Source organism: Alphaproteobacteria bacterium (assembly GCA_019635875.1).
GTDB lineage: Bacteria > Pseudomonadota > Alphaproteobacteria > Reyranellales > Reyranellaceae > JAFAZJ01.
Genome location: JAHBYP010000001.1, coordinates 450,227 through 473,336, shown reverse-complemented (window position 1 = coordinate 473,336; position 23,110 = coordinate 450,227). Strand labels below are relative to the sequence as shown.

28 protein-coding genes and 1 other RNA gene are annotated in these 23,110 nt (G+C 70.2%); 10 read left to right on the top strand and 19 right to left on the bottom strand.

What is annotated here, in order from left to right; genetic code table 11:
- The first annotated feature begins 20 nt into the window (after positions 1-20).
- Entirely contained in the window at positions 21-755 is a 735-nt protein-coding gene (locus KF889_02410; GenBank protein MBX3498270.1) for a hypothetical protein, read from the top strand.
- A 6-nt stretch (positions 756-761) separates the two neighbouring features.
- On the opposite strand, the gene pth is transcribed toward KF889_02410, so the two are convergent.
- Positions 762-1,382 (bottom strand): aminoacyl-tRNA hydrolase, encoded by a 621-nt coding sequence (gene pth, locus KF889_02405; protein MBX3498269.1) that lies wholly within the window; start codon positions 1,380-1,382, stop codon positions 762-764.
- 24 nt (positions 1,383-1,406) lie between these two features.
- Positions 1,407-2,117: a 50S ribosomal protein L25/general stress protein Ctc gene (locus KF889_02400; protein ID MBX3498268.1), complete on the bottom strand. Its 711-nt coding sequence runs from the start codon at positions 2,115-2,117 to the stop codon at positions 1,407-1,409.
- 284 nt (positions 2,118-2,401) lie between these two features.
- On the opposite strand from KF889_02400, the gene rpmH reads away from it, so the two are divergent.
- From rpmH to yidC, 4 genes are read left to right on the top strand one after another with little or no spacing between them, the layout of a single operon-like run.
- Positions 2,402-2,536: a 50S ribosomal protein L34 gene (rpmH, locus tag KF889_02395; GenBank protein MBX3498267.1), complete on the top strand. Its 135-nt coding sequence runs from the start codon at positions 2,402-2,404 to the stop codon at positions 2,534-2,536.
- Positions 2,537-2,574: 38 nt separating this feature from the next.
- Positions 2,575-2,955 (top strand): ribonuclease P protein component, encoded by a 381-nt coding sequence (gene rnpA / locus KF889_02390; GenBank protein ID MBX3498266.1) that lies wholly within the window; start codon positions 2,575-2,577, stop codon positions 2,953-2,955.
- Positions 2,952-3,233 carry a membrane protein insertion efficiency factor YidD gene (yidD, locus tag KF889_02385; GenBank protein ID MBX3498265.1) on the top strand — a complete coding sequence of 94 codons (282 nt, stop codon included), beginning with the start codon at positions 2,952-2,954 and terminating at the stop codon, positions 3,231-3,233. The genes rnpA and yidD overlap by 4 nt, the downstream gene beginning before the upstream one ends.
- A 12-nt stretch (positions 3,234-3,245) precedes the next feature.
- Positions 3,246-5,069, top strand: coding sequence for a membrane protein insertase YidC (gene yidC, locus KF889_02380; protein ID MBX3498264.1), 1,824 nt, complete (start codon positions 3,246-3,248; stop codon positions 5,067-5,069).
- A 132-nt stretch (positions 5,070-5,201) separates the two neighbouring features.
- On the opposite strand, the gene KF889_02375 is transcribed toward yidC, so the two are convergent.
- Positions 5,202-5,783: a hypothetical protein gene (locus KF889_02375; protein MBX3498263.1), complete on the bottom strand. Its 582-nt coding sequence runs from the start codon at positions 5,781-5,783 to the stop codon at positions 5,202-5,204.
- 294 nt (positions 5,784-6,077) lie between these two features.
- On the opposite strand from KF889_02375, the gene KF889_02370 reads away from it, so the two are divergent.
- Positions 6,078-6,575 (top strand): hypothetical protein, encoded by a 498-nt coding sequence (locus KF889_02370; protein ID MBX3498262.1) that lies wholly within the window; start codon positions 6,078-6,080, stop codon positions 6,573-6,575.
- Positions 6,576-6,645: 70 nt separating this feature from the next.
- Positions 6,646-7,227, top strand: a complete 582-nt coding sequence (locus KF889_02365) for a hypothetical protein (protein MBX3498261.1) — start codon at positions 6,646-6,648, stop codon at positions 7,225-7,227.
- Here KF889_02365 and truA read toward each other — a convergent pair.
- The 4 genes from truA to argB all read right to left on the bottom strand — a co-directional run bounded on the left by truA (position 7,177) and on the right by argB (position 10,765).
- Positions 7,177-7,971 carry a tRNA pseudouridine(38-40) synthase TruA gene (gene truA, locus KF889_02360; GenBank protein MBX3498260.1) on the bottom strand — a complete coding sequence of 265 codons (795 nt, stop codon included), beginning with the start codon at positions 7,969-7,971 and terminating at the stop codon, positions 7,177-7,179. The genes KF889_02365 and truA overlap by 51 nt on opposite strands.
- A gap of 154 nt (positions 7,972-8,125) precedes the next feature.
- Positions 8,126-9,094 carry a methionyl-tRNA formyltransferase gene (gene fmt, locus KF889_02355; protein ID MBX3498259.1) on the bottom strand — a complete coding sequence of 323 codons (969 nt, stop codon included), beginning with the start codon at positions 9,092-9,094 and terminating at the stop codon, positions 8,126-8,128.
- 145 nt (positions 9,095-9,239) lie between these two features.
- On the bottom strand, positions 9,240-9,761 hold the full coding sequence (def, locus tag KF889_02350; protein MBX3498258.1) for a peptide deformylase: 522 nt from the start codon (positions 9,759-9,761) through the stop codon (positions 9,240-9,242).
- 83 nt (positions 9,762-9,844) lie between these two features.
- Positions 9,845-10,765 carry an acetylglutamate kinase gene (gene argB, locus KF889_02345; GenBank protein ID MBX3498257.1) on the bottom strand — a complete coding sequence of 307 codons (921 nt, stop codon included), beginning with the start codon at positions 10,763-10,765 and terminating at the stop codon, positions 9,845-9,847.
- A gap of 179 nt (positions 10,766-10,944) precedes the next feature.
- Between argB and KF889_02340 the strand changes: the two genes are divergently transcribed.
- Complete coding sequence (locus tag KF889_02340) at positions 10,945-11,667, top strand: 2OG-Fe(II) oxygenase (GenBank protein MBX3498256.1); 723 nt, start codon at positions 10,945-10,947, stop codon at positions 11,665-11,667.
- Between the two features lie 6 nt (positions 11,668-11,673).
- Here the strand turns inward: KF889_02340 and KF889_02335 are convergent, their stop codons facing one another.
- Positions 11,674-12,054, bottom strand: a complete 381-nt coding sequence (locus KF889_02335) for a VOC family protein (protein ID MBX3498255.1) — start codon at positions 12,052-12,054, stop codon at positions 11,674-11,676.
- A gap of 92 nt (positions 12,055-12,146) precedes the next feature.
- Between KF889_02335 and soxR the strand changes: the two genes are divergently transcribed.
- Positions 12,147-12,656 (top strand): redox-sensitive transcriptional activator SoxR, encoded by a 510-nt coding sequence (gene soxR, locus KF889_02330; protein MBX3498254.1) that lies wholly within the window; start codon positions 12,147-12,149, stop codon positions 12,654-12,656.
- On the opposite strand, the gene yihA is transcribed toward soxR, so the two are convergent.
- Positions 12,622-13,251, bottom strand: coding sequence for a ribosome biogenesis GTP-binding protein YihA/YsxC (gene yihA / locus KF889_02325; protein ID MBX3498253.1), 630 nt, complete (start codon positions 13,249-13,251; stop codon positions 12,622-12,624). The genes soxR and yihA overlap by 35 nt on opposite strands.
- A complete protein-coding gene (gene dapE, locus KF889_02320; protein ID MBX3498252.1) occupies positions 13,248-14,447 on the bottom strand; it encodes a succinyl-diaminopimelate desuccinylase in 1,200 nt (399 codons plus the stop codon). Before dapE ends, yihA begins: the two co-directional genes overlap by 4 nt.
- 89 nt (positions 14,448-14,536) lie before the next feature.
- On the opposite strand from dapE, the gene KF889_02315 reads away from it, so the two are divergent.
- Positions 14,537-14,707, top strand: coding sequence for a hypothetical protein (locus tag KF889_02315; GenBank protein MBX3498251.1), 171 nt, complete (start codon positions 14,537-14,539; stop codon positions 14,705-14,707).
- An 86-nt stretch (positions 14,708-14,793) separates the two neighbouring features.
- On the opposite strand, the gene dapD is transcribed toward KF889_02315, so the two are convergent.
- From dapD to KF889_02270, 9 genes are all read right to left on the bottom strand, one after another.
- On the bottom strand, positions 14,794-15,636 hold the full coding sequence (dapD, locus tag KF889_02310) for a 2,3,4,5-tetrahydropyridine-2,6-dicarboxylate N-succinyltransferase (protein MBX3498250.1): 843 nt from the start codon (positions 15,634-15,636) through the stop codon (positions 14,794-14,796).
- Positions 15,637-15,660: 24 nt separating this feature from the next.
- Complete coding sequence (gene panE, locus KF889_02305; GenBank protein MBX3498249.1) at positions 15,661-16,602, bottom strand: 2-dehydropantoate 2-reductase; 942 nt, start codon at positions 16,600-16,602, stop codon at positions 15,661-15,663.
- Entirely contained in the window at positions 16,602-17,282 is a 681-nt protein-coding gene (locus KF889_02300; GenBank protein MBX3498248.1) for a pyrimidine 5'-nucleotidase, read from the bottom strand. Before KF889_02300 ends, panE begins: the two co-directional genes overlap by 1 nt.
- 11 nt (positions 17,283-17,293) lie before the next feature.
- On the bottom strand, positions 17,294-17,905 hold the full coding sequence (locus KF889_02295; protein ID MBX3498247.1) for a DUF4126 domain-containing protein: 612 nt from the start codon (positions 17,903-17,905) through the stop codon (positions 17,294-17,296).
- A 2-nt stretch (positions 17,906-17,907) separates the two neighbouring features.
- Positions 17,908-18,504, bottom strand: a complete 597-nt coding sequence (recR, locus tag KF889_02290) for a recombination mediator RecR (protein MBX3498246.1) — start codon at positions 18,502-18,504, stop codon at positions 17,908-17,910.
- A 55-nt stretch (positions 18,505-18,559) separates the two neighbouring features.
- Positions 18,560-18,880 (bottom strand): YbaB/EbfC family nucleoid-associated protein, encoded by a 321-nt coding sequence (locus KF889_02285; GenBank protein MBX3498245.1) that lies wholly within the window; start codon positions 18,878-18,880, stop codon positions 18,560-18,562.
- Between the two features lie 21 nt (positions 18,881-18,901).
- Positions 18,902-20,770: a DNA polymerase III subunit gamma/tau gene (locus KF889_02280; protein MBX3498244.1), complete on the bottom strand. Its 1,869-nt coding sequence runs from the start codon at positions 20,768-20,770 to the stop codon at positions 18,902-18,904.
- A 47-nt stretch (positions 20,771-20,817) separates the two neighbouring features.
- Positions 20,818-20,915: signal recognition particle sRNA small type (gene ffs / locus KF889_02275), an RNA gene on the bottom strand.
- Between the two features lie 71 nt (positions 20,916-20,986).
- Positions 20,987-23,035: a S9 family peptidase gene (locus KF889_02270; GenBank protein MBX3498243.1), complete on the bottom strand. Its 2,049-nt coding sequence runs from the start codon at positions 23,033-23,035 to the stop codon at positions 20,987-20,989.
- Positions 23,036-23,110 lie beyond the last annotated feature (75 nt).

The following is a 23,110-nucleotide window of genomic DNA, read 5'->3' as shown; positions in this document are numbered from 1 at the left end:
CTTCTTCCTTCGAGGTCGCGATGTCGCATCGCCTCGCGGCACCGGCGTTGCTCGCCTGCGCGCTCGCCCTGCCGCTTGCCGGCCTCGGCTCCGGCGCATCGGCGCGCACCGATCGCATGGTCGAGTACACCTGCCCGATCGACGGCCAGAAGTTCAAGTCGCTGACGCCGATGTCCGGCACCTCCTTCGGCGCCCGCCTCGACGGAAAGCTCATCGGCCCGATCGCCGTGCCCTATCCGTACCCCGCCTGCCCGGGCAACGGCTTCGTGCTCTATCGCGACGTCGAGAAGCTCGACGCCGACTACATCGCCAGGGCCCGGGCGCTGGTCGCGACCGAGGCGTACCGCCGCGTCCGCGCCGGCGAGACCAGGCACTTCCTCGCCGCCTGGATCGCCGAGCGCATGGGCGAGGCGCAGCCGGTGATCGTCGGCCTGCTGCGCGAGGCGGCGTGGGATGCCGAACTGCGCGTCGACAAGCACGCCCCCTACCTGCGCGCCGCCGCCGCCCGGCTGCGCGCCTGGCAGGCCGCGCAGAGCGATCGCGACGAGAGCTGGCTCTATCGCCAGATCCTGCTGGCGGAGCTCCTGCGCCAGGCCGGCGACTTCGGCGACGCACGCGCCGTGCTCGACGACACGCCGCGCCGGCCGCTCGAGGCGTATCTCGGCAAGCACCCCGTGCTGAAGGACATGGTTGCCGAGCTGCGCCGGCGCATCGAGCGCAGAGTGAAAGCCCCGATCTCGCCGCCAGGGACCTGAGCGTGCTCAGGGCGAAGGCGGGGCTTCCTTCGCCGGCCTGGCCGGCGGCGGGCTCACCAGGAACGCCACGCGGCTCATGAACTTCTCGTCGTCGACCTTGGCGCCGCTCACCAGCAGCGGCGCCTCGGCGACGATGGCGTCGATCACCCTGGGCACCCAGTCCTCGCGCTCGGCCTTGCTGAAGTCGCTCAGCACATAGCCGTGCACGAGGTCCTTGTGGCCGGGATGGCCGATGCCGATGCGCACCCGGCGATAGTCCTTGCCGAAATGCTGGTCGAGATCGCGGATGCCGTTGTGGCCGCCGGCGCCGCCGCCGGTCTTCACCCTGACCTTGCCCGGCGCCAGGTCGAGCTCGTCGTGGAAGACCACGACGTTGCCCATGTCGATGCGGTGGTAGCGCGCCGCCTCGCCGACCGACAGGCCCGAATCGTTCATGTAGGTCATCGGCTTGAGCACCAGCGCGCGCTCGCCGCCGAGCGTGCCCTCGGCGACCTCGCCCTGGAAGCGCCTGCGCCACGGGCCGAAGCCATGGCGGCGGACGAGCTCGTCCACCACCATGAATCCGACATTGTGACGATGCGCCTGGTATTTCGGCCCGGGATTGCCGAGCCCGACCAGAAGCAGCATGGATGCCGCGGCGCGGCGGCCGCCTTACTTCTTGGCGGCCGCGGGTGCGGCCTTGCCCGGCGTCGCCTTGGCACCCGCGGCGGGCGCCGCGGTCGTCGCAGCGGCACCGGCGGCCGGCGCGGCGGCCGTCGCGGCGGCGGCAGCGGCCGTCGGCTCGGCCTCGCGGCCCACGGTCGGCGGCGCGATCGAGGCGATCGTGGCGTCCTTCTCGCGGCTCAGCACGCGCACGCCCTCGGGCAGGTTGAGCTGGCTGAGGTGCACCGTGCCGCCGATCTCCAGGCCGGTGAGGTCGACATCGAAGAACTGCGGGATCTGGTCGGCGCGGGTGCGCACGGCGATCTCGTGCAGGATGATGTTGAGCACGCCGCCGCGCTTGATGCCGGGCGAGGCGCCTTCGTTGCGGAAGTGCACCGGCACCTGCACGGTGATCACCGAGTTGGCGCCCACGCGCAGGAAGTCGAAGTGGATCGGCCGGTCGGTGACCGGATCGAGCTGCACGTCGCGCGGCAGCACGTCGTGCTTGGTGCCGTCGACCTCGACCAGGATGCGGTGGTTGAAGAAGCCCTCGCCGTGCATGACGCGCTCGAGCTGCTTGGGCTCCACCGAGATCGGCAGCGGGGGCTGCTTGTCGCCGTAGATCACGGCCGGAATCAAACCCTCGCGACGCGAGGCCCGGGCGCCCCCCTTACCGGCCCGGTCCCGCTTCTTCGCGGGGATGGTCAGCATGTCGGACATTGTCCGCTTTCTCCTAGGATAGACACCCACCGGGACAGCCCCGGCGGGCCTTCCGCAGGCCGGCCTCCAGGGGTGCCGCGCCTGCCAAAAGTACGGAGCCGCCGGACGGCTGCCCGGCGGCGGTGCGTGCTTCAACACCATTGGCCGCGGCCCGTCAACGGCCGGTTTGGTTGACTCGGGCCGGGCTTGCCCGTATAGCCATCCGCCGTATTCGACCGCCCGCGCAGGAGCGCCGGCGGTCGTCGTTTTTCGCAACGAAATCCGTTGCTTAGGGAGTCTTCACCGTGAAACGTACCTACCAGCCGAGCAAACTGGTGCGCAAACGCCGTCACGGCTTCCGCAGCCGCATGGCCACGGTCGGCGGCCGCAAGGTGCTGTCCAACCGTCGGGCCAAGGGCCGCGCGCGTCTGTCGGCCTGACCCGGCCGCGCCAGGGCATCCCGCACCACGGCCGCCCGATGACGGCCGCTCCCACCCCCTCCCCGGGCCGCATCGCGCGCCTGCCGGCGCGCCGCGACTTCCTGCGCGTGCAGGCCGCCGGCCGCAAGCAGGTCACGCCGGGCTTCATCCTGCAGATGGCCGCGCTGCCCGACGGGCCGGCCGGCCTGCGGGTTCCCCGCGTCGGCTTCACCGCCAGCAAGAAGGTCGGCAACGCCGTGGCGCGCAACCGCGCCCGCCGCCGCCTGCGCGCGCTGGCGCGTGAGGTGCTGGCGCCGCTGGCCACCCCCGGCTTCGACTTCGTGCTGATCGGCCGCCACGGCACGCTCGAGCGCGACTACGCCGCGATGGCGCGCGACCTGAAAGGCGCGCTGCGCCGGCTGCAGGAGAAGGCGGCATGATCGGCCGCGGTGCCGCCTTGCTATTGATTGCTCTGGTGCGGCTGTACCAGGCCACCCTGGCCTATTTCTTCCGCGGCGCCTGCCGCTTCGAGCCCTCCTGTTCACGCTACGCCATCGAGGCGCTGGCGACGCACGGTGCGGCACGCGGCAGTGTGATGGCCCTGCGACGGCTGAGCCGTTGCCATCCCTGGGGCGGTGCGGGATACGACCCCGTGCCGGCGCCAGCCAAGCCGCTCGCTTCGACGCTCCCGCGCGCCTCGCGCGCGATCGATTTCTGACGGTCGAGTCCGATGGATCAAAAGAACCTCGTCATCGCCATCGCGCTTTCGGTCGCGATCATCCTGGGCTGGCAGTACATGGTCGCGCCCTCGCCCGAGCAGGTCCGCCAGCAGCAGCAGGCGCGGCAGGACCAGATCGATCGCGAGCGCAAGGGCCAGCCCGCGCCCGGCTCGACGCCGCCGCAGGCGGGACCGAGCCCGCAGGCGCCCGGCGCACCGGCGCCGACCGCGACATCGGCGCCGGCCACGCATCTCGACCGTCCCGCCGCGCTCGCCCGCTCGCCGCGCGTGACCTTCCGCACCCCCGAGCTCGACGGCTCGATCGCGCTCAAGGGCGGGCGCATCGACGACGTGCGTCTGGTGAAGCACCGCGTCACGATCGATACCCGCAGCGGCATGGTGCCGGTGCTGTCGCCCGAGGGTGCGCTCGACGCCTACTACGCCGAGTTCGGCTGGGCGCTGAAGCCCGGCGGCACGGCCAAGGTGCCGGGCCCCGACACGCTGTGGACCGCCGATCGCGAGAAGCTCGAGCCGGGCCAGCCGGTGACGCTCGCCTGGGACAATGGCGAGGGACTGGTCTTCCGCCAGAAGATCGAGCTCGACGCCAACTTCATGTTCACGATCACCCAGTCGATCGAGAACAAGGGCAGCGCCGCGGTCGAGCTGGCACCCTATGGCCTGGTCACGCGCCATGGCGAACCCAGGACCGAGGGCATCTACCTGCTGCACGAGGGCCCCTACGGGGTCTTCGAGGAGAAGCTCAAGGAATTCGACTGGAGCGACTTCAAGGACGGCAAGAACGCGCAGAGCCTGTCGACCACCGGCGGCTGGCTGGGCTTCACCGACAAGTACTGGATGGCGACCCTGATTCCCGACCAGAAGGCCAGGGTCACGGCGCGCATCTTCAAGGTCAACGATCCGGCGCTGAAGCGCTACCAGGCCGACTTCACCGCGCCGCTGATCATCATCGATCCGGGCACGACCAGGGAAACCACGGCACGGCTCTTCGCCGGCGCCAAGATCGTGCACACGATCAACGAATACACCGAGCGGCTGGGCATCGCCCGCTTCGACCTGTCGATCGACTGGGGCTGGTTCTGGTTCTTCACCAAGCCGCTGTTCTGGCTGCTCCACAAGATCTTCGGCCTGATCGGCAATTTCGGCGTCGCCATCATGGTGCTGACGGTGATCGTGAAGGTTCTGTTCTTCCCGCTCGCCAACAAATCCTACGAGTCGATGACCAAGATGAAGAAGCTGCAGCCCGAAATGGAGAAGCTGCGGGCGCGCTTCGGCGAAGACAAGATGAAGATGAACCAGGAGCTGATGGCGCTTTACAAGAAGGAGAAGGTCAATCCCGCGGCGGGCTGCGTGCCCGTGCTGCTGCAGATCCCGGTGTTCTTCGCGCTCTACAAGGTGCTCTACACCACCATCGAGATGCGCCATCAGCCGTTCTTCGGCTGGATCCAGGACCTTGCCGCGCCCGACCCGCTCACCGTGCTGAAGGGCTTCGGCCTGTTCAGCTGGCAGGTGCCGGAGCTCCTCAGCATCTTCGACATCGGCATCTGGCCCATCATCATGGGCCTCACGATGTACCTGCAGCAGATGATGAACCCGCAGCCTGCCGACCCGATGCAGGCGCGCATCTTCCAGTTCCTGCCGATCATGTTCACCTTCATGCTGGCGCCCTTCGCCGCCGGCCTGGTGATCTACTGGGCGTGGAACAACACGCTCTCGATGGTGCAGCAGTACGCCATCATGCGTCGGCTGGGCGTGCCGATCGTCTTCGGCGCCAAGATGCCGGCGCCGGCCAGCGGCAAGCCGCCCGACAAGCGTTAGGGGTGCGCCTGTCATTCTCGGGGCCGTCCGCGGCCCCTGTAGCGAAGCGAGGCCGGTAGATCCCTGGATCCCTCGCTACGCTCGGGATGACAGGCGGTTTCGATCGACGGCACGCCGCTCCAGGACCAATCCCTAGAGATCCGCCGCGTGCACCCGGCCATCGGGTGTGCGCGGATACGCCATCGCCGCGGCGCTCGCGGTGGATTCGGCAGGCGAGCCTTCCTTCTCCCCGCGAGGTCCAAGGGATGCGGATGGCTGTGGGGAAGACGGCAGCCCAAGGGTAGCTGCGGCAGCCGCCGGCGGTTCGTCGACGACCGCGGCCGGCGTGGCGGCAGCGTGTGCCTCGCCCGTCTCGCCGGGGCCCGGCACCGTCGCCTCCCAGCCGCCGGCGGGCGGATAGCGGCGTCGGGCGCGCCTGCCGACGCGCTGGGACTGCGCCCAGTCGACGACCGCCACGTAGGCCGCGCCGTCGACCTCGTAGACGTCGACCAGCCCCCGCGCCCGCAATTCCTCGATCATCGCGCCCAGCGCGTCGTTGTCGATCGCGTCGCCGGGAAACACCTGCAGGCGGATGGTGCGCGGCTTGAGCGGCTGCACGCCGAAATCGTCGGCGAAGTTCCACAGGCCGATGAGCAGCAGGCGGGTCATCGGCTGGCAGTCGATGACCGCCTCGCGGGTCCAGAAATCGACGGGGATCAGGCGGTCACGGGCCATGGGACGGACTCCAGTTGGAAAGCTGGCGCCGATTAGAACCCACAAAAGTGCATTCGCCTATTTCCACCCCTACGGTTGTCGAATCGCCATGGTCCCGCATGGTTCCGATGCTGCATGATTGTGGGTTAGAGGACTGTTATCAAAGACTAATTGGACTTATGCTGCATCGCAACGATCTGCGCCCTTATCCGTGTCGCCCAACGGTTTTGGCGAGCTATTCGAACTTCATTGCGACTCATTCTCACTAGCATTATGGTCCGCGAGCCCGTTGTCCGGCGTTCGGAGGATGTCGCCATGTCGCATGATTGTCCGGTCGAGGCGCGCACCCTGGATGGCCTGCGGCTGGCGGAGCGCTTCGTCGTCTGGGCGCTGCGCGAGTGGCGGCTGCGGCGCGGCGAGGGCGAGGCGCGCCCGCAGACGTTGGGCCGCGGCTTCCATCACGCCGATATCGGCGACGGGCTGACTCCGTTCTGCGACTTCATGGAGGCGCTGGTCGCCGGCACGCGCCGCCCGCTCGACGTGCGCTGCATGAATTGCCCCTATGTCAGCCCGGACGAGGACCTGGTGCTCGACGCCGTGGCGGCGATCCAGCGCGACCGAGACGAGATCGCCTGCGCGGTACTGATGGACCCGCTGCCGCGCGCCGCCGCACGCATCGCCGCCGCCCATCTCGCCGCCTTCGCGCACAAGATGGCGGAGGCCGGCCTGGTGCTGCCGCGCGGGCCGTCGCTGGCCGCCGATCACGTCTCGATCTGCCGCTCGACCAATCCCGGCATCGCCCTGATGCAGTAGCCAGTCGCGGCCTCGCGCACGGTGCCCTATGGTGCCGTCCGATGTGCCTGCCCCGTCGAGTTTCTCCGCCATGCTGAGCCGCGCCGAGATCGCCCATGGCGTGTCCGGCGTCTGGCGGCTGATGTGGGGCGACGGCGGCGGCCTCTACACGCTCGACCGCACGATCGAGGGCTTCTGGCGCTCGTTCCGCGTCGCCGCGCTGATCGCGCCGCTGCACGTCCTGTGCCTGCTGATCGTCTACGCCGGCATGCAGACCGTGGCGTCGGACAACACGATCATCCTGGTCGAGGCGCTGCGCTACGTCATCGAATGGACCGCATTCCCCGTCGTCCTGCTCGAGATCGCCCGCATCGCCGGCTGGCGCGAGCGCTATATCGGCGCGGTCGTGGCGATCAACTGGTTCAACGTGCCGGTGACCATCATGTCGACCCTGCGGCTGACGATCGGCGAGATGGCGTCGTCGTGGCTGGGCAATGCGCTGGGCCTGGTCCTGATGGGCTTCGTCATCTACTGGCTGACGCGCATCCTGCGCCAGACACTGGCGCTGGGCGCCGGTCCGGCGATCGCCCTGGCAGCACTGAACCTGATGCTGTCCATCACCCTAGAGCTCGTCGTCAACGGCGTCATCGGCCGGCTGCCCGGCGGCGCCTGAGGCAGCGTCGTAGCGCACCTCGGCGAGATACAGGCCGTCCGGCGGCGCCGTCGGCCCGCCTTTGGTGCGATCGCATGCAGCGAGAGCCGCGGCGACGTCGTCGGCGCTCCACTTGCCCTCGCCGACCAGCTTCAGGGTGCCGGTCATGATGCGCACCTGGTTGTGCAGGAAGGAGCGCGCGGCGATGTCGAGGCGGATCTCCTCGCCCATGCGCGCGACGTCCAGGCGGTCCAGCGTCTTGACCGGCGAGCGCGCCTGGCAGGCGGCGCTGCGGAAGCTGGTGAAGTCGTGGCGGCCGAGCAGGCGTTGCGCCGCCGCGCGCATCGCCTCGGCGTCGAGCAGCGCGCCGACGTGCCAGGCGCGGCCGGCATCGAGCGCCAGCTTCGCGCGCCGGTTGACGATGCGATAGAGGTAGCGCCGCCCGGTCGCCGAGAAGCGCGCGTGGAAGGCATCGTCGACGATCTCGGCGGCGAGCACCGAGACGGCCGCCGGCCGCAGATGCGCGTTGAGCGCATCGCGCACGGTATCCGGCGTGGTCGGCCTGACGATGTCGACATGCGCCACCTGGCCCGTGGCATGCACGCCGGCATCGGTGCGGCCGGCGCCATGGACATGAACGCGCTCGGCGCAGAAGCCGAACACGGCATCCTCCAGCGCCTGCTGCACCGACAGCCCGTTGTCCTGACGCTGCCAGCCGACGAAGCCGCCGCCGTCATACTCGATGGTCAGGCGGTAGCGCGTCATTGCCGGCGCTCACTACCTTCCCCCGGAGGGGGAAGGTGCCCGAAGGGCGGAAGGGGGATGTCGAAGACGAACGCATGAGTCCGGCTTCGACATCCCCCATCCGGCGCTGCGCGCCACCTTCCCCCTCCGGGGGAAGGTAGTGTTGGAACTTCCATCATCTTGCCGGCGCGGCGAGCGGGGTGGCGGTCGGGGGCAGGGTGACGCCGTCGAGCGGGAAGCCGCGCGCGAAGGCGGCGCCGTCGACCGCCGCCTTGCCCGGGCGTTGCAGCGACAGGAGCCGCAGGCCGCCGACGCCGCAGGCGACCACCGGCACGCCGTCGCGCGCGATGCTGACGCGGCCGGGCGTGCCCGACGCCAGGGCAAGCGTCGCGCCGCGCAGCTTGATGCGCTCGACGCCGCCGCCCGGCGCCGGCGCGTCGAAATGGGCGCCGGGCCAGGGCTCGAAGGCGCGCACCTGGCGCTCGAGCTCGGCGGCAGGCCGCCGCCAGTCGAGCGCGCCTTCCTCGCGGCCCAGCTTGTGGGCGTAGGTGACGCCCTCCTCGGGCTGCGCCACGGCCTGCAGGCTGCCGCCGACCAGCCCGTCGAGCGCCGAGACGATCAGCCGCGCGCCCAGCGCCGCCAGCTCATCGTGCAGCGCGCTCGCCGTGGTGTCGGCGCGGATCGGCACGCTCTCGGCCAGCAGCATCGGGCCGGTGTCGAGGCCCTCGTCCATGCGGATGATGGTGACGCCCGACTCCTCGTCGCCGGCGAGGATGGCGCGATGGATCGGCGCCGCACCGCGCCAGCGCGGCAGCAGCGAGCCGTGGATGTTGAGGCAGCCCAGCACCGGCGCCTCGAGGAAGGCCCTGGGCAGGATGTGGCCGTAGGAGACGACGACCGCGGCATCGAGGTCGAGCGCGCGGAAGGCCGCCGCCTCCTCATCGCTGCGCAGGGTGCGCGGCGTGCGCACGGCGATGCCGGCGCGCGCAGCGACCTCGTGCACCGGCGTGCGCTGCTCGCGATGGCCGCGGCCGGCGGGTTTCGGCGCGCGGGTATAGACGGCGACGATGTCGTGGCCGGCGGCGATCAGCGCGTCGAGCGCCGGGACCGCGAAAGCCGATGTGCCGAGGAATCCGAGCTTCATGCGCTGGCTTATGCCTTACCTTCCCCCGGAGGGGGAAGGTGCCCGAAGGGCGGAAGGGGGATGTCGAAGACGAACGCAGGAGTCCGTCTTCGACATCCCCCTTCCGGCGCTGCGCGCCACCTTCCCCCTCTGGAGGAAGGTAAGATCAGAGCGCGTGCTCGCGGTCCTTACGTTCCTTGACCAGCTTGCGCAGGATGATGTTGCGCTTGAGCGCGGAGATCTTGTCGATGAACAGGATGCCGTCGAGGTGGTCGATCTCGTGCTGCACGCAGGTCGACAGCAGCCCCTCGCATTTCAGCTCCTGCCGCGTGCCGTCGCGGTCGAGGTAGCGCACCGTCACCTCGGCCGGCCGCGTGACGTCGGCGTAGTGCTCGGGCACCGACAGGCAGCCCTCGTTGTAGATCGCATCGTCGTCGGAGGCGTCGACGATCTCGGGGTTGGCCATGAACAGCGGGCCGACCTTGGTCTCTTCCCGGTCGATCTCCAGCACGATCACCCGCTTGAGCACGCCGACCTGCGGCGCCGCCAGGCCGATGCCGGGCGCCGCATGCATGGTCTCCAGCATGTCGTCCATCAGCTGGCGGATCTCGGCGTCGACCTCGGCCACGGGGGCCGAGAGCTGCTTCAGCCTCGGGTCGGGCGCGGTGATGATGGACAGGATGGCCATGGCTTCGGTACGGGAACAAAAGGGGTCTGGATGCCCTAGGTATGGCCACGGCCGCGCGCCGTCAAGGCGCCCGCCAGCCGCGGCTACTTGCGCTTCACCATGGTGCCGGCGCCGGCCTCGGTGAAGAGCTCCAGCAGGAGCGCGTGCGGCACGCGGCCATCCATGATCACCGCCGCCTCGACGCCGGCGTTCACCGCGTCGATGCAGTTCTCGACCTTGGGGATCATGCCGCCGGAGATCGTGCCGTCGGCGATCAGGGCGCGCGCCTGCTCGACCGTCATGTCGCCGATCACGTTGCCCTGCTTGTCGAGCACGCCGGGCACGTCGGTCAGGAACAGCAGGCGCTTGGCCTTCATCGCCCCGGCGATCGCGCCGGCCGAGGTGTCGGCGTTGATGTTGTAGGTCAGCTCGTCGTCGACGCCGAAGCCGATCGGCGCCACCACGGGGATGACGTTGGCGCGTGCCAGCTGCTCGAGCACCATGACGTTGATCCTGGCAGGCTCGCCGACCTGCTGCAGGTCGACCTTGAGCAGCTCGCCGGTCGTGGGGTTGCGCATCTCGGTGACCTTGCGGGCCAGGATCAGGTTGCCGTCCTTGCCGCAGATGCCGACGGCGATGCCGCCGCATTCGTTGATGTCGGCGACGATCGCCTTGTTGATGGAGCCGGCCAGCACCATCTCGACGATCTCCATGGTCGCCGCGTCGGTGACGCGCAGCCCGTTGACGAACTCGCTCTTGATGCCGACGCGCTGGAGCATCCGGTTGATCTGCGGCCCGCCGCCATGGACCACGATCGGCTGCATGCCGACCTGCTTCATCAGCACGACGTCGCGCGCGAACAGGTCGCCCAGCTTGGGGTCGGTCATGGCGTGGCCGCCATACTTCACCACGAAGGTCGCGCCCGAGTGACGTCGCATGTTGGGCAGCGCCTTGGAGATCGTCTCCGCCATGCGGATGAGACGCCGTTGTTCCTTGTTCTCCGGCTGTTGCCCAGCGTCGGCCATCACCCTGCCCTCGTTGCACAAAGCCCTCTCCCCGGCGGGGAGAGGGCTTGGTTGCTGCGTCCGGCAACACTAGCGCAATCCGCCAGGCGTCGCAAACCACCGACGGCCCACGCGCCGGCGCTCAATGCGCGGCGCGAGCGCGGATAGCGGCGCGCGGGTGGGCGCCCTACCTTGCGACCATGACTGAACGCACGACACCCGCCCAACGTCGCATCCGCTCGCTCGATTGGCAGGCGATCGGCCATGATCTCGACACGCTCGGGCACGCCGTCGTGCCCGGCCTGCTCGATGCCGCCGAGTGCGCGGGCCTGCGGGCGCTGTACGGCGCGGAGTCGGGCTTCCGCAGCCGCGTGGTCATGGCGCGCCACGGCTTCGGCATGGGCGAGTACCGGTATTTTGCCCGGCCGCTGCCGGCGATCGTCACGCTCTTGCGCGAGACGTTCTATCCGCCACTGGCCGGCATCGCCAATCGCTGGTGCCGCGCCGTCGGCGAGCCCGACACCTATCCCGATGCCCTGGCCGCCTGGCTGAGGCGCTGCCACGATGCCGGCCAGACGCGGCCGACGCCGCTGCTGCTGAAATACGGCGCCGGCGACTGGAACGCCCTGCACCGCGACCTCTACGGCGACCTCGTCTTCCCGCTGCAGATGACGGTCCTGCTCAACCGGCCGGACGAGGAGTTCGACGGCGGCGACTTCGTGCTGGTCGAGAACCGCCCGCGCCTGCAATCGCGCGCCCATGTCGTGCGCCTCGGCCAGGGCGATGCGGTGATCTTCGCCGTCGATCGCCGGCCGGTGAAGGGCAGCCGGGGCTGGTACCGCACCGCCATGCGCCACGGCGTCAGCACGATCACGTCGGGCGAGCGGATGACGCTGGGCGTGATCTTCCACGACGCGGCGTGAGCGGCCTCAGGCGTAGCTCACCACCTCGTATTCGATGCCGTCGGGATCGAGGAAATAGAAGCGCCGGCCGGGATCGTAGGAATCGTGGCCGAACGGCGCGAGGCCGGCCGCCGTGACGCGCGCCTCGACGGCGCCGAGATCGTCGACCTCGACGCCGACATGGTTGAGCGGCCGGCCCTTGGCGAAATTCTCCGCCGTGTAGCGCGTGTCGCGGCCGGTGTAGAGCGCGATGTACTGCCGCTCGTCGCCGACATGGACGGTGCGGCCGCCGTCGCGCGCCGGGCCGCTCCAGCGCACGTGCCAGCCGAACAGCGCGCCCATCAGGCGCGCGGTGCGGTCGGGGTCGCTGACGGTGATGTTGACGTGCTCGATGCGCGGACCAGGCATGGCGCCGGCCTCCTTCCTCGTTCGGGATCAAACGGCTTGCCCGATCCTGCAACCTCAAGCTAACTTGAGGTCAAGCTCTTCTGGAGGCCCGCGTGGCGCCGCCCGTCCTGCTCACCATCGGCCAGCTCGCCCGCCGCACCGGGCTCAGCGTCTCCGCCATCCGCTTCTACGAGCAGCGCGGCCTGGTGCGCGCCGCGCGCACCGGCGGCAACCAGCGGCGCTTCGCGCGCGCCGACATCAGGCGCCTGTCCTTCGCCCTGATCGCCCAGCGCCTGGGGCTCGGCCTCGCCGAGATCGAGCGCGCGCTCGCCGCCCTGCCCGAGGGTCGTGCGCCCACGCGCAAGGACTGGCAGGCCATGAGCCGGCACATCCGCGAGACGCTGGAGGGCCGCATCCGCCTGCTGGAGCGCACCCGCGACCTGCTCGACGGCTGCATCGGCTGCGGCTGCCTGTCGCTGGGCTCCTGCGCCCTCTACAACCGCGACGACCGCGCGGCGCGCGCCGGGGCCGGCCCGCGCTTCCTGCTGGGCGACCGGTGGCAGGACTTCGAGACGCCCGGTGCGGCGCTCAGCGCGCCGCGACGGCGGCGAGCTCCGCCCTGAGTTCGGCGATGCCGTAGCCGGTCTCGCTGCTGGTCGCCATCGGCACGGGATGGGCGCCGACATGCTTCGCCGCCGCCCGGGCCGCCGCCTCAAGCGCGGCGGGGATCTTCACCGCGGGGATCTCGTCGACCTTGGTCAGCACCAGCTGGTAGACGATGGCCGCCTTGTCGAAATTGGTCATCGTCTCCTCGTCGGCCTTCTTCACGCCGTGGCGCGAATCGATCAGCAGGCAGACGCGCTTGAGCGTGGGACGGCCGCGCAGATAGGCGGTGGCGAGATCCTTCCACGCGTCCTTCATCGATTTCGAGACCTGGGCGAAGCCGTAGCCCGGCAAATCGACCAGCCACAGCCGTCCGCCGAGGTCGAAGAAATTGAGCTGCCGCGTATGGCCGGGCTTGGAGGAGACGCGCGCCAGGGTGCGGCGGCCGGTCAGGGCGTTGACCAGGCTCGACTTGCCGACATTGGAGCGCCCGGCGAAGGCGATCTCCGGCGCGCCGATGCCGGGCATCGATTCGATCGACGCGGCGCCGGCGATGAACTCGCAGGACGCGGCGAAGAGCTTGCGGCCGGCTTCGACCGGATCGTCGGTGCTCACGCGAAGTAGCGATCGAGCATGAGGCGGTAGACCCTGGCCAGCGCCTGCAGGTCGGCCACGGTGCTGCGCTCGTCGACCTTGTGCAGGGTCTGGCCGACCAGGCCGAACTCGACCACCGGTGCGTAGGCGCGGATGAAGCGCGCGTCCGAGGTGCCGCCGGTGGTCGACAGCTCGGCCTCCAGCCCGGTGACCTCGCGCACGGCGTCGGCGATCAGCGCGGAGAGCTCGCCGGGCGCGGTGTAGAACGACTCGCCCGATACGCGCGCCTTCATCTCGTAGCCGCCGGCACCGCCGACCGCGGCGTTGGCCGCGTCGAGGCGCCGGCGGAACTCGGCGATCAGCGTCTGCGAGGTCCACAGGTCGTTGAAGCGGCTGTTGAAGCGCGCGCGCAGGCTGCCGGGGGCGACGTTGTCGGCGCTGTTGCCGACATCGACATTGGTCCATTGCAGCGAGGTCGGCTGGAAATGCGTGCTGCCTTTGTCGATCGGCGTGGCGAGCAGCGCCTCGATCAGCTTCGACAGGCGATGGATCGGGTTGTCGATCAGGTGCGGATAGGCCACGTGGCCCTGCGTGCCGCGCACGATCAGGTCGACATTGACGCTGCCGCGGCGGCCGATCTTCATCATGTCGCCGAAACGCTCCGCCGAGCTCGGCTCGCCGACGACGCAGGCGTCGATGGTCTCGCCGCGCGCCGCCAGCGTCTTCAGCATCTTCACCGTGCCGTTGATCGCCGGGCCCTCCTCGTCGCCAGTGATCAAGAGGCTGATCGAGCCGCCGAAGTCGCGGCCGCGCGCGGCCAGGAACTCGCTGGCGGCGACGCAGAAGGCGGCGACGGCGCCCTTCATGTCGACCGCGCCGCGGCCGAACAGCACGCCCTGGGCGAGCTCGGCGCCGAACGGGCCCACCGTCCAGGCCGAGAGATCGCCGGCCGGCACGACGTCGGTGTGGCCGGCGAAGCAGAAATGCCGGCCGCCGGTGCCGACGCGGGCGTAGAGGTTGGCGACGTCGGGCGTGCCTTCCTGGCTGAAATCCATGCGCTCGCAGGAGAAGCCGCGCGGCGCCAGGGTGCGCTCCAGCAGCTGCAGCGCGCCGCCCTCGGCCGGCGTCACGCTCTGGCAGCGGATCAGATCGCGGGTCAGTTCGACGACGTCGAGGGCTTCGTTGGCCAGCGCGGGGCTGACACTGGTGTCGGGCATGGGGTGTCCTGCGGCAGATGCCCGTGCTTAGACCCGCCCTCGCCGCCGGGCAACCCCGGCGCTATGCTCCAGCCATGGATGCGCTCGCGGTGGCCATCATCTACTTCGGCACCTTCCTGGCGGTCGGCTCGGTCGCCCGGCGGCTGATCGACCGCTGGATGGACAGCAGGGGCGTCGACCTGACCGAGGTGCAGGCCCAGATGGGCGAAAACCGCCGCAAGCAGATCGGCTTCCTCCTCGGCGTCTGGTACCGGCGTTAGCGCCACGCTGTCATCCCGAGCGCAGCGATCCAGGCAAGACGTATAGATCCCTCGCTGCGCTCGGGATGACAGGTGTGCGCGTCTCCCTAGTCGCGCAGCAGCTCGTTGATCGAGGTCTTCGAGCGGGTGCGCTCGTCGACCGTCTTCATGATCACCGCGCAGTAGGTCGAGGGCTGGTTGGGCCCGCGGCTGATGTTGCCCGGGACCACCACCGAATAGGCCGGCACGCGCCCGACATGGATCTGGCCGCTCTCGCGGTCGACGATCTTGGTCGTGGCCGAGATGAAGACGCCCATCGACAGCACCGAGCCGGTCTCGACGATCACGCCCTCGACGACCTCCGAGCGCGCGCCGATGAAGCAATTGTCCTCGATGATCACCGGGTTGGCCTGCAGCGGCTCGAGCACGCCGCCGATGCCGACGCCGCCGGACAGGTGGCAGTTCCTGCCGATCTGCGCGCAGGAGCCGACGGTGGCCCAGGTGTCGACCATGGTGCCCTCGTCGACATAGGCGCCGAGGTTGACGAAGGACGGCATCAGCACGACGTTCTTCGCGATATACGAGCCGCGGCGCGCGATCGAGCCGGGCACGGCGCGGAAGCCCGCGTGGGCGAAGCGTGCCGCGTCCCAGCCGGTGGTCTTCAGCGGCACCTTGTCGAACCACGGCGCGCCGCCCATGCCGGGGAACACCGCGCCGCCGTCCATCGGCACGCTGTCGTAGAGCCGGAACGACAGCAGCACTGCCTTCTTCAGCCACTGGTTCACCACCCACTCGCCCTTGAACTTCTCGGCGGTGCGGAAGCTGCCGTCGTCGAGGCCGGCGATCGCCGCCTCGACGGCGTCGCGCACCTCGCCTTTGGTCTTGCTGTTGATGCCGTCGCGCGCCTCCCAGGCGGCGTCGATGGTTGACTGCAGCTGTGCGGCACTCATGGTGTTCCCCCTTTCGATCGCGGATCAGGTCGCCGTCGCTTCGCGCTTCTGGCGTTGCTCGTAGGCCTGCATGTGGACATAGGCCTGGCGCAGCACGGGCACGGCGACGCCGGCCGAGTGCGCACGCGCGATCATGTCGCCGATGACATGATCGGCCTCGACGCGGAAGCCACCCTCGAGGTCGCGCAGCATCGAGGCGGCGAATTTCGAGCCGCGCGTCGTCAGGTAGGTGCGGATGTTGTCCATGGCGCTGCCGCCCGGCTCGCGGCCGGCGGCGCGCGCCACCAGGCGGCACTCCTCGATCGCCTCGAGCATGAGATCGGCGCCCTCGTCGGTCTCGAGGATGTCGCACACGGCGCCGCGCAGCGAGCCGGTCATCGCCGCCAGCGCGCACAGCATCACCCACTTGTCCCACATGTCCTGCACGATGTCGGACTGGATGCCGCCGTCGAAACCCGAATTGCCGATCGCCGCCGCCAGATCCTGCAGCGCCGGCCGTGCCGCTGCGCCCTTCTCGCGCTCGCCGGTCAGCACGGCGGCCAGCGGTACCATGTGCACGACGCTGCCGTCGGCGCCGAGAGTCGAGCTGATGCGCGCCACGCCGCCCAGAACCTTCTCGGCGCCGAAGCGCTGATCGAGCATGTCGAGATGCTTCATGCCATTGAGCAGCGGCACGATCGCGGTCTCGGGGCCGATGGCCGGCGCCAGCGTCTCGATCGCCGAATCGAGGTCATAGGCCTTGCACGAGAGCATCGCCAGGTCGTAGGGCCCGCCCTGCGTGGCGTCGGACACGACCTTGACCTGCAAGGTGGCGTCGCCCTTGGGGCTGACGATCTTCAGCCCATTGACGCGCAGAAGCTCGGCGCGCGCCGGCCGCACCAGGAAGGTGACGTCGGCGCCGGCCTGATGCAGGCGCCCGCCGAAATAGCCGCCGACCGCGCCGGCGCCGAGGATCAGAAGCTTCATCAGCCGCGCCCGTCGAGATAGTCGTGCAGCCAGTCCACGAGGTCTTCGGTCTGGTGATGAATCCAGTCGAGCGCCAGCCCCTGGGCGCGCTGCGTGCTCTCGGGCGTGCGGATCCACACCGTGCGCATGCCCAGCGCATGCGCCGGCTTGAGGTTCACGGCGATGTCGTCGAGCATGACGGCGCGCGCCGGATCGACGCCGTACCTGCCGACGATGTCGCGATAGACCACCATCTCCGGCTTGGGCACGTAGTCGGCGGCGACGATGTCGTAGATGCCCTCGAAATGATGCGCCACGCCCAGCCGCTCCAGCACGCGCTCGGCATGGCGCACCGTGCCGTTGGTGAAGACGATCTTGCGGCCGGTGAGCTGCTTGAGCGCGTCGTCGAGGCGCGGGCTGGCGTCGACCGGCGCGTAGTCGATGTCGTGCACGTAGTCGAGATACGGCACCGGGTCGACGTTGTGCAGCGTCATCAGCCCGCGCAGCGAGGTGCCGTGCGTCTTCCAGTAATCCTTCTGGATGCGCTTGGCCTCGTCGAAGTGCACGTCGAGCAGCCTGGAGATGAACTCGCCGATGCGCCGGTCGGTCTGCGCGAACAGATCGCAGCGCGCCGGATAGAGCGTGTTGTCGAGGTCGAACAGCCAGGCGGCGGGCTGCTCGGCGGTGGCGGCTATGGTCATGGGCGCCCGCTCTAGCCGGTTGGCCGGCCGCTGTCGAGCCGTCGCCTGCCGGTTACCCGTCGCACCACCGACATGAACAGGCGGAAGATCCGGGGCAGCAGCCAGATCATCAGCGCCACGACGATGGCCAGCAGGATCAGGAAGACCACGGCATTCTTGATCGCCAGCCACAGGCCGCCGACCACGGCGATGTCCTCGAGGATGGACAGACCGATGCCGCTGCCCGGCACCGTGCCGGTGGCGGCGACGCGGGTACTGGTCTTGGTGGCGTGGCTGCCGAAGGCCAGTGTGCCGCCGACCAGTGCCGCCGCCGCGATGATCGCCGGATCGGCGTCGCCCACCGCGGCGCCGGCCAGCACGGCGCCGGCGGGGATGCGCAGGAAGGTGTGGATGAAGTCGTTGACCGTCTCGACCGCCGGGATCTTGTCGGCGAAGAAGTTGATGGCGTAGAGCACGCCGGCCAGCGCCAGGATCCAGGGCGATTCCAGCGCCTGCAGGCTCTCGGGCAGGCGCACCGCGCCGACGCGTCCGGCGATGCCGATGGTCAGCGCCGCGAGGTACATGTTGATGCCGCTGGCCCAGCTGCCGCCGAGCGCGAGCGCCAGGGTGGCGAGCGTATCCACGGCTACATCGCCCGGCGCGCCTTGAGCGCGGCCGCCAAGGTGCCCTCGTCGAGATAGTCGAGCTCGCCGCCCACCGGCACGCCGTGCGCGAGCCGCGAGACCTTGACGCCCTCGATGCCGGCCAGCCGGTCGGCGAGGTAGTGCGCCGTGGTCTGGCCGTCGACCGTGGCATTGGTGGCGAGGATCACCTCGCGCACGATGCCGTTGCGGGCGCGACGCATCAGGCCGGCGATGTTGAGGTCCTCGGGCCCGACGCCGTCGAGCGCCGAGAGCGTGCCGCCCAGAACGTGGTAGGCGCCGGTGAAGACGCGGCCGCGCTCCAGCGCCCACAGATCGGCGACGTCCTCGACGACGCAGATCAGCGTGGCGTCGCGACGCGAATCGGCGCACACGGCGCAGGGATCGGTGGTGTCGAGATTGCCGCACACCGAGCAGGCGCGGATCGCCTCGGCGGCGCGGCCGATCGCCTGCGCCAGCGGCGTCATCAGCGCCTCGCGCTTCTTCAGCATGTGCAGCGCCGCGCGCCGCGCCGAGCGCGGGCCAAGACCGGGCAGCTTGGCGAGCAGCTGGATCAGCCGGTCGATCTCGGGGCCGGTCATTATGGACCTGGTTTCTACCTTCCCCCGGAGGGGGAAGGTGGGATCGAATGCGGCGTCATCCGAGCTTGAAGCCTGGCGGCAGGGGCAGGCCGCCGGTGATCGCCTGCATCTGCTGCTGCGCCTCGGCCTCGACCTTGCCGCGCGCGTCGTTGATCGCCGCCACCAGCAGATCCTCGAGCACGCCCTTCTCGGCCGGCACCAGCAGCGAGCCGTCGATCTCGACGCGCCTGGTCTCGCCCTTGCCGTCGATGGTCACCTTCACCAGGCCGCCGCCGGAGCGGCCGGTGAGCTCCATGGCGGCGAGCTTGGCCTGCATCTCCGCCATCTTCTGCTGCATCTCCTGCGCCTGCTTCATCAGGGCGCCGAGATCCTTCAGTTGGCCGAACATGGTGCGCCTCTACAGATCGCCTTCGGGGATATCGAGGTCGTCATAGGACAGTTCGCCGGGCTCGAACAGCGGCGGCTCGCCGGCTTCCGCCGCGTCGCTGCGCACCGGCTGCGGCATGGCCGCAGGCGCAGGCTCGTCGTCGGGACCGCGCACTTCCTGCAGCGTCGCGCCGGGGAACATCGCCAGCGCCGCCCGCACCAGCGGATGCTCCAGCGCGCGCTGGCGGCGCGCGTCGACGGCGGCGGCGCGGCGGCTCGCCAGCGTCGGCTCGCCGGCCTCGCCCGACACCGACACCAGCCAGCGCTGGCCGGTCCAGCGCGCCAGCGCCTCGGCCACCTTGGGCGCGAGATCGACCGGCGCCCGGTCGGTCGGCCGGAACTCCAGCCGACCCGGCTCGCAGCGCACGGGATGCACGTCGGTGCTGAGCGCCAGTGCCAGCCGCGCCTCGCGCTTGCTCTCGAACAACGCCACGACCTCGGCGAAGTCCCGGGGCTGCGGCTTGGGCGCGGCCGCCACCGCTTCGCCCTCGAGCTCGACCCGCGCGACCACCGCATTGGTCACCGCCAGGCGCGCGACCGGACCACCGGATGATGTCCCTGATGGTGCACCGCGTGACGACGCGGCGCTGGCGACCGTGCCGCCGCCATTGCCCGGCCCCGGCGCCGAAGGCCGCGGCGGCGGTGCGCCACCGCCATCCTGCAGCGTCTTGATCGCATCGGCCGGCGTCGGCAAATCGGCGGCGTAGCATAGCCGGATCAGCGCCATCTCGGCGGCGCGGATCGGCGAATGCGCGTGCTGCGTCTCCTGCAGGCCCTTCAGCAGCATCTGCCAGGCGCGCGTCAGGTGCGCCATGCCGAGCTTGCCGGCCATGTCGCGGCCGCGCGTGCGCTCCAGCTCGGGCGCACCTTCCGCCGACTCCGGCACGACCTTCAGCCGCGTCAGCCAGTGCGCCAGCTCGAGCATGTCCTGCAGCACGACGACGGGATCGGCGCCCGCATCGTACATGTCGCCCAGGGTCTTCAGCGCGCCCGGCGCGTCGCCGCGCATCGTCTGGTCGAACAGCTCGAAGACCAGGCCGCGATCGGCCAGGCCCAGCATGTCGCGTACCTGCGCCGCGTCGACCACGCCGCCGCCATGGGCAATGGCCTGGTCGAGCAGGCTCAGGCCATCGCGCACCGAGCCGTCGGCGGCGGCGGCGATCAGGCGCAGCGCCTCGGGGACGATCTCGACCTTCTCGCTTTCGGCGACGCGCGCGAAATGCGCGCTCAGCAGCTCGACCGGCACGCGGCGCAGGTCGAAGCGCTGGCAGCGCGACAGCACCGTCACCGGCACCTTGCGGATCTCGGTGGTGGCGAAGACGAACTTCACGTGCGGCGGCGGCTCCTCGAGCGTCTTCAGCAGGCCGTTGAAGGCCGCCGTCGACAGCATGTGGACCTCGTCGATGATGTAGACCTTGTAGCGCGCCGCCACCGGGCGGTAGCGCACGCCCTCGATCAGCTCGCGGATGTCGTTGATGCCGGTGCGGCTGGCGGCGTCCATCTCGATGACGTCGACATGGCGGTCCTCGGTGATCGCCACGCAATTGCCGCAGACGCCGCACGGATCCATGGTCGGCCCGCCCGTGCCGTCGGGGCCGACGCAGTTCAGCGCCTTGGCGACGATGCGCGCGGTGGTCGTCTTGCCCACCCCGCGCACGCCAGTGAGCATGAAGGCGTGCGCCAGCCGACCGGCGTCGAGCGCGTTGCGCAGGGTGCGCACCATCGCTTCCTGGCCGACCAGGGTGGAGAAATCGGTGGGACGGTATTTGCGCGCCAGCACCCGGTAATGGGTGTCGTCGTCGGATCCGGGCGCAGGGGTATCGAGCGGGGCGTCGGCCATGGTCGGGGGCGCCTCGCGGCGTGTGCCCCGCCTCGTCGGCAAGGGCCGGGTGGGAGACCGGACACGACCCGCAGCGAATTCGTTACGGCTGCTTCCTTCCGGACCTGACCGGGTTGGCGAAGACTGCGTCCACGCCGGCCTCCCGAGGCGGTTATATCAGGACTCGGGCGCCTGATCGCAAGGGCCGAATCCGGCCGGTTTGCCACAGGTCCAGGACTAGCCGCGGGGCGCCCGGGGCTGGCTGGGCGTGGTGCCTTCGGGCTTGCCGACGGTCGGTGCCGGGTCGGGCGACTTGCCCGGGGCGGGCGCGGGCCGCGGCGGCGCCTTCACCTCGGTGACGCGGCCGCCCAGGTGCTTGGCCAGGAACGTCTCGACCTTGGCGTAGTAGATCAGCCGGCTCTCGGCGCGATAGAGGCTGTGGCCCTCGTTCTCGAACAGGTGGAACTCGACCGGCTTGCCGAGCGCGCGCGCCGCGCCGTAGAAGCGCTCGCTCTGGTCCTTGCGCACGCGCACGTCGTTGGCGCCGTGGGTGATCAGCATCGGCCGCTCGAGCCGGTGCACGTGCGCCAGCGGCGAGCGCTGCCACATGGCGGCGCGGCCCTCCTCGGTGTCGGACGGGCCGAGAAAGCGGTTCCAGCGGCTGCGGTCCCAGTAGGCCGGCACCAGGTCGATGAAGGCCGGCAGGTCGCTGATGCCGACATTGGCGACGCCGGCGGCGAATTGCGTTGGCGTGCGCGTCATGCCAACGAAGGTCGCGTAGCCGCCGTAGGAGCCGCCCATCAGCGCGATCTTCGCCCGATCGGCGATGCCCTGGGCAATCAGCCACTTCACGCCGTCGTCGATGTCGTCCTGCATCCTGCCGCCGAGTTCGCCAATGCCGGCGCGCAGATGGGCGCGACCGTAGCCGCTCGAGCCGCGGTAGTTCAGCTGCAGCACGGCGTAGCCGCGATTGGCGAGGAACTGCGGCATGGTGCCGAGCGTGCCGTAGTCGCGCAGCCACGGCCCGCCATGCACCAGCACCACAGCCGGCAGGTTCCTGCCGGGCGCGCCGGCCGGCAGGGTGAGGTAGCCGTTGATGCTGAGCCCGTCGCGGGCCTTGAACTCGACCGGCGTCACAGGTGACAGCGACTCTCGGTACGCGTCCCACTGCCCCGCAGCGAGCAGGATTCGCTCCTTGTTCTGCGCGTCGTACAGCAGCGTGCGCGTGGCGCTGCCCCGGCTCTGCACGCCGAGCGCGAACCAGCGCATGGCGTTGTCGAAACTGTGGATCGTGACCACATCGGCGCCGCCCTCACCGCCGATCGCCGCGAGATCGGGGCCGAGGCCGGCGCCGAAGCCATGCAGTCGCTGGCGGTCCGGCCAGTGGATGGCCAGCGCCGGCTCGCGCGTCTCGGTATTGAACCAGAAGCTGTCGACATCGACCTTGGGGTCGGCGTGCATCACCGTCTCCGCCCCGGTCCTGAGGTTCAGCCGCACCACCGCCCGGCGGTCGCGGCCACGGTTGGACAGCGCCCAGACCTCCTCCTCGCCGGCGGCGATGTCGGGCACGAAGATCTGCTCGTCCCACTCCATGTCGAAGACGCGCGCGCAGGTCGTGGCGGCACCGGGGCAGAACTCGAAGGCGCGCTTGCCGTCGGCGCCCGGGCGCAGGCTGCGCGCCACCAGCCGCGCCTTGCGGTCGAAATAGGCGCGATCGACGTTGCCCGGATTGCGCTCGTGCAGCACCGGCGTCAGGTCGCCGTTCAGCGGCAGGCGATAGGCATCGAAGACGCTCCGATCGCGGCGGTTGCTGAACAGCAGCACCTCGTCGCCGTCGAGGCGGGTGGCCGAGACGAAATTAGCCGTGCCGATCCAGGGCGTGACGTTCTTCGGCGGGGCGCCGGGATTCTGCAGGTCGACGACCCAGATCTGGCTGTTCTCGTTGCCGCCGGCATCAAGGGCGTAGCGCAGCCGGCGGCTGTCGGGCAGCCAGCGGAAATTCGCGGAGCCGCTCGGCGTGCGCAGCACGATGGGATCGCCGCCGGCCATGGGCCGCACGTGGATCTGCGGACGCCCGCCCAGGCGCTGCGACCACGCCAGCCACCTGCCATCGGGCGACACCTGGAAGTTGGTGCGCGCATCGCCGTCGGTGCCGGCGACCAGCGCCAGCGGCAGCAGCGGCGGCAGCCTGGCGTCCTTGAGCGTCGGATGGGTCTGCGCCAACGCGACGCCGGCCAGTAGCAGCCAAGCCAGGCTCAGCCACGCGAGGGCACGGATCCTTGCCACCAAGCCTCTCCTGCAATGGGCGTCCGCCATCCTAGCATGGCGGCGCTGGTTGAAGCGCGCCGTACGGGGTGCCAT

Excerpts from the sequence above, each read along its gene's own strand:
- pth (MBX3498269.1), bottom strand. The coding sequence starts at position 1,382 with ATGCTGCTTCTGGTCGGGCTCGGCAATCCCGGGCCGAAATACCAGGCG.
- dapE (MBX3498252.1), bottom strand. The coding sequence starts at position 14,447 with ATGCCCGACACCAGTGTCAGCCCCGCGCTGGCCAACGAAGCCCTCGAC.
- recR (MBX3498246.1), bottom strand. The coding sequence starts at position 18,504 with ATGACCGGCCCCGAGATCGACCGGCTGATCCAGCTGCTCGCCAAGCTG.
- def (MBX3498258.1), bottom strand. The coding sequence starts at position 9,761 with ATGGCCATCCTGTCCATCATCACCGCGCCCGACCCGAGGCTGAAGCAG.
- KF889_02335 (MBX3498255.1), bottom strand. The coding sequence starts at position 12,054 with ATGCCTGGTCCGCGCATCGAGCACGTCAACATCACCGTCAGCGACCCC.
- argB (MBX3498257.1), bottom strand. The coding sequence starts at position 10,765 with ATGGCCGACGCTGGGCAACAGCCGGAGAACAAGGAACAACGGCGTCTC.
- KF889_02370 (MBX3498262.1), top strand. The coding sequence starts at position 6,078 with ATGTCGCATGATTGTCCGGTCGAGGCGCGCACCCTGGATGGCCTGCGG.
- KF889_02375 (MBX3498263.1), bottom strand. The coding sequence starts at position 5,783 with ATGGCCCGTGACCGCCTGATCCCCGTCGATTTCTGGACCCGCGAGGCG.
- panE (MBX3498249.1), bottom strand. The coding sequence starts at position 16,602 with ATGAAGCTTCTGATCCTCGGCGCCGGCGCGGTCGGCGGCTATTTCGGC.
- yidC (MBX3498264.1), top strand. The coding sequence starts at position 3,246 with ATGGATCAAAAGAACCTCGTCATCGCCATCGCGCTTTCGGTCGCGATC.
- KF889_02365 (MBX3498261.1), top strand. The coding sequence starts at position 6,646 with ATGCTGAGCCGCGCCGAGATCGCCCATGGCGTGTCCGGCGTCTGGCGG.
- KF889_02280 (MBX3498244.1), bottom strand. The coding sequence starts at position 20,770 with ATGGCCGACGCCCCGCTCGATACCCCTGCGCCCGGATCCGACGACGAC.
- rnpA (MBX3498266.1), top strand. The coding sequence starts at position 2,575 with ATGACGGCCGCTCCCACCCCCTCCCCGGGCCGCATCGCGCGCCTGCCG.
- KF889_02410 (MBX3498270.1), top strand. The coding sequence starts at position 21 with ATGTCGCATCGCCTCGCGGCACCGGCGTTGCTCGCCTGCGCGCTCGCC.
- yidD (MBX3498265.1), top strand. The coding sequence starts at position 2,952 with ATGATCGGCCGCGGTGCCGCCTTGCTATTGATTGCTCTGGTGCGGCTG.
- KF889_02400 (MBX3498268.1), bottom strand. The coding sequence starts at position 2,117 with ATGTCCGACATGCTGACCATCCCCGCGAAGAAGCGGGACCGGGCCGGT.
- fmt (MBX3498259.1), bottom strand. The coding sequence starts at position 9,094 with ATGAAGCTCGGATTCCTCGGCACATCGGCTTTCGCGGTCCCGGCGCTC.
- KF889_02340 (MBX3498256.1), top strand. The coding sequence starts at position 10,945 with ATGACTGAACGCACGACACCCGCCCAACGTCGCATCCGCTCGCTCGAT.
- KF889_02300 (MBX3498248.1), bottom strand. The coding sequence starts at position 17,282 with ATGACCATAGCCGCCACCGCCGAGCAGCCCGCCGCCTGGCTGTTCGAC.
- dapD (MBX3498250.1), bottom strand. The coding sequence starts at position 15,636 with ATGAGTGCCGCACAGCTGCAGTCAACCATCGACGCCGCCTGGGAGGCG.
- truA (MBX3498260.1), bottom strand. The coding sequence starts at position 7,971 with ATGACGCGCTACCGCCTGACCATCGAGTATGACGGCGGCGGCTTCGTC.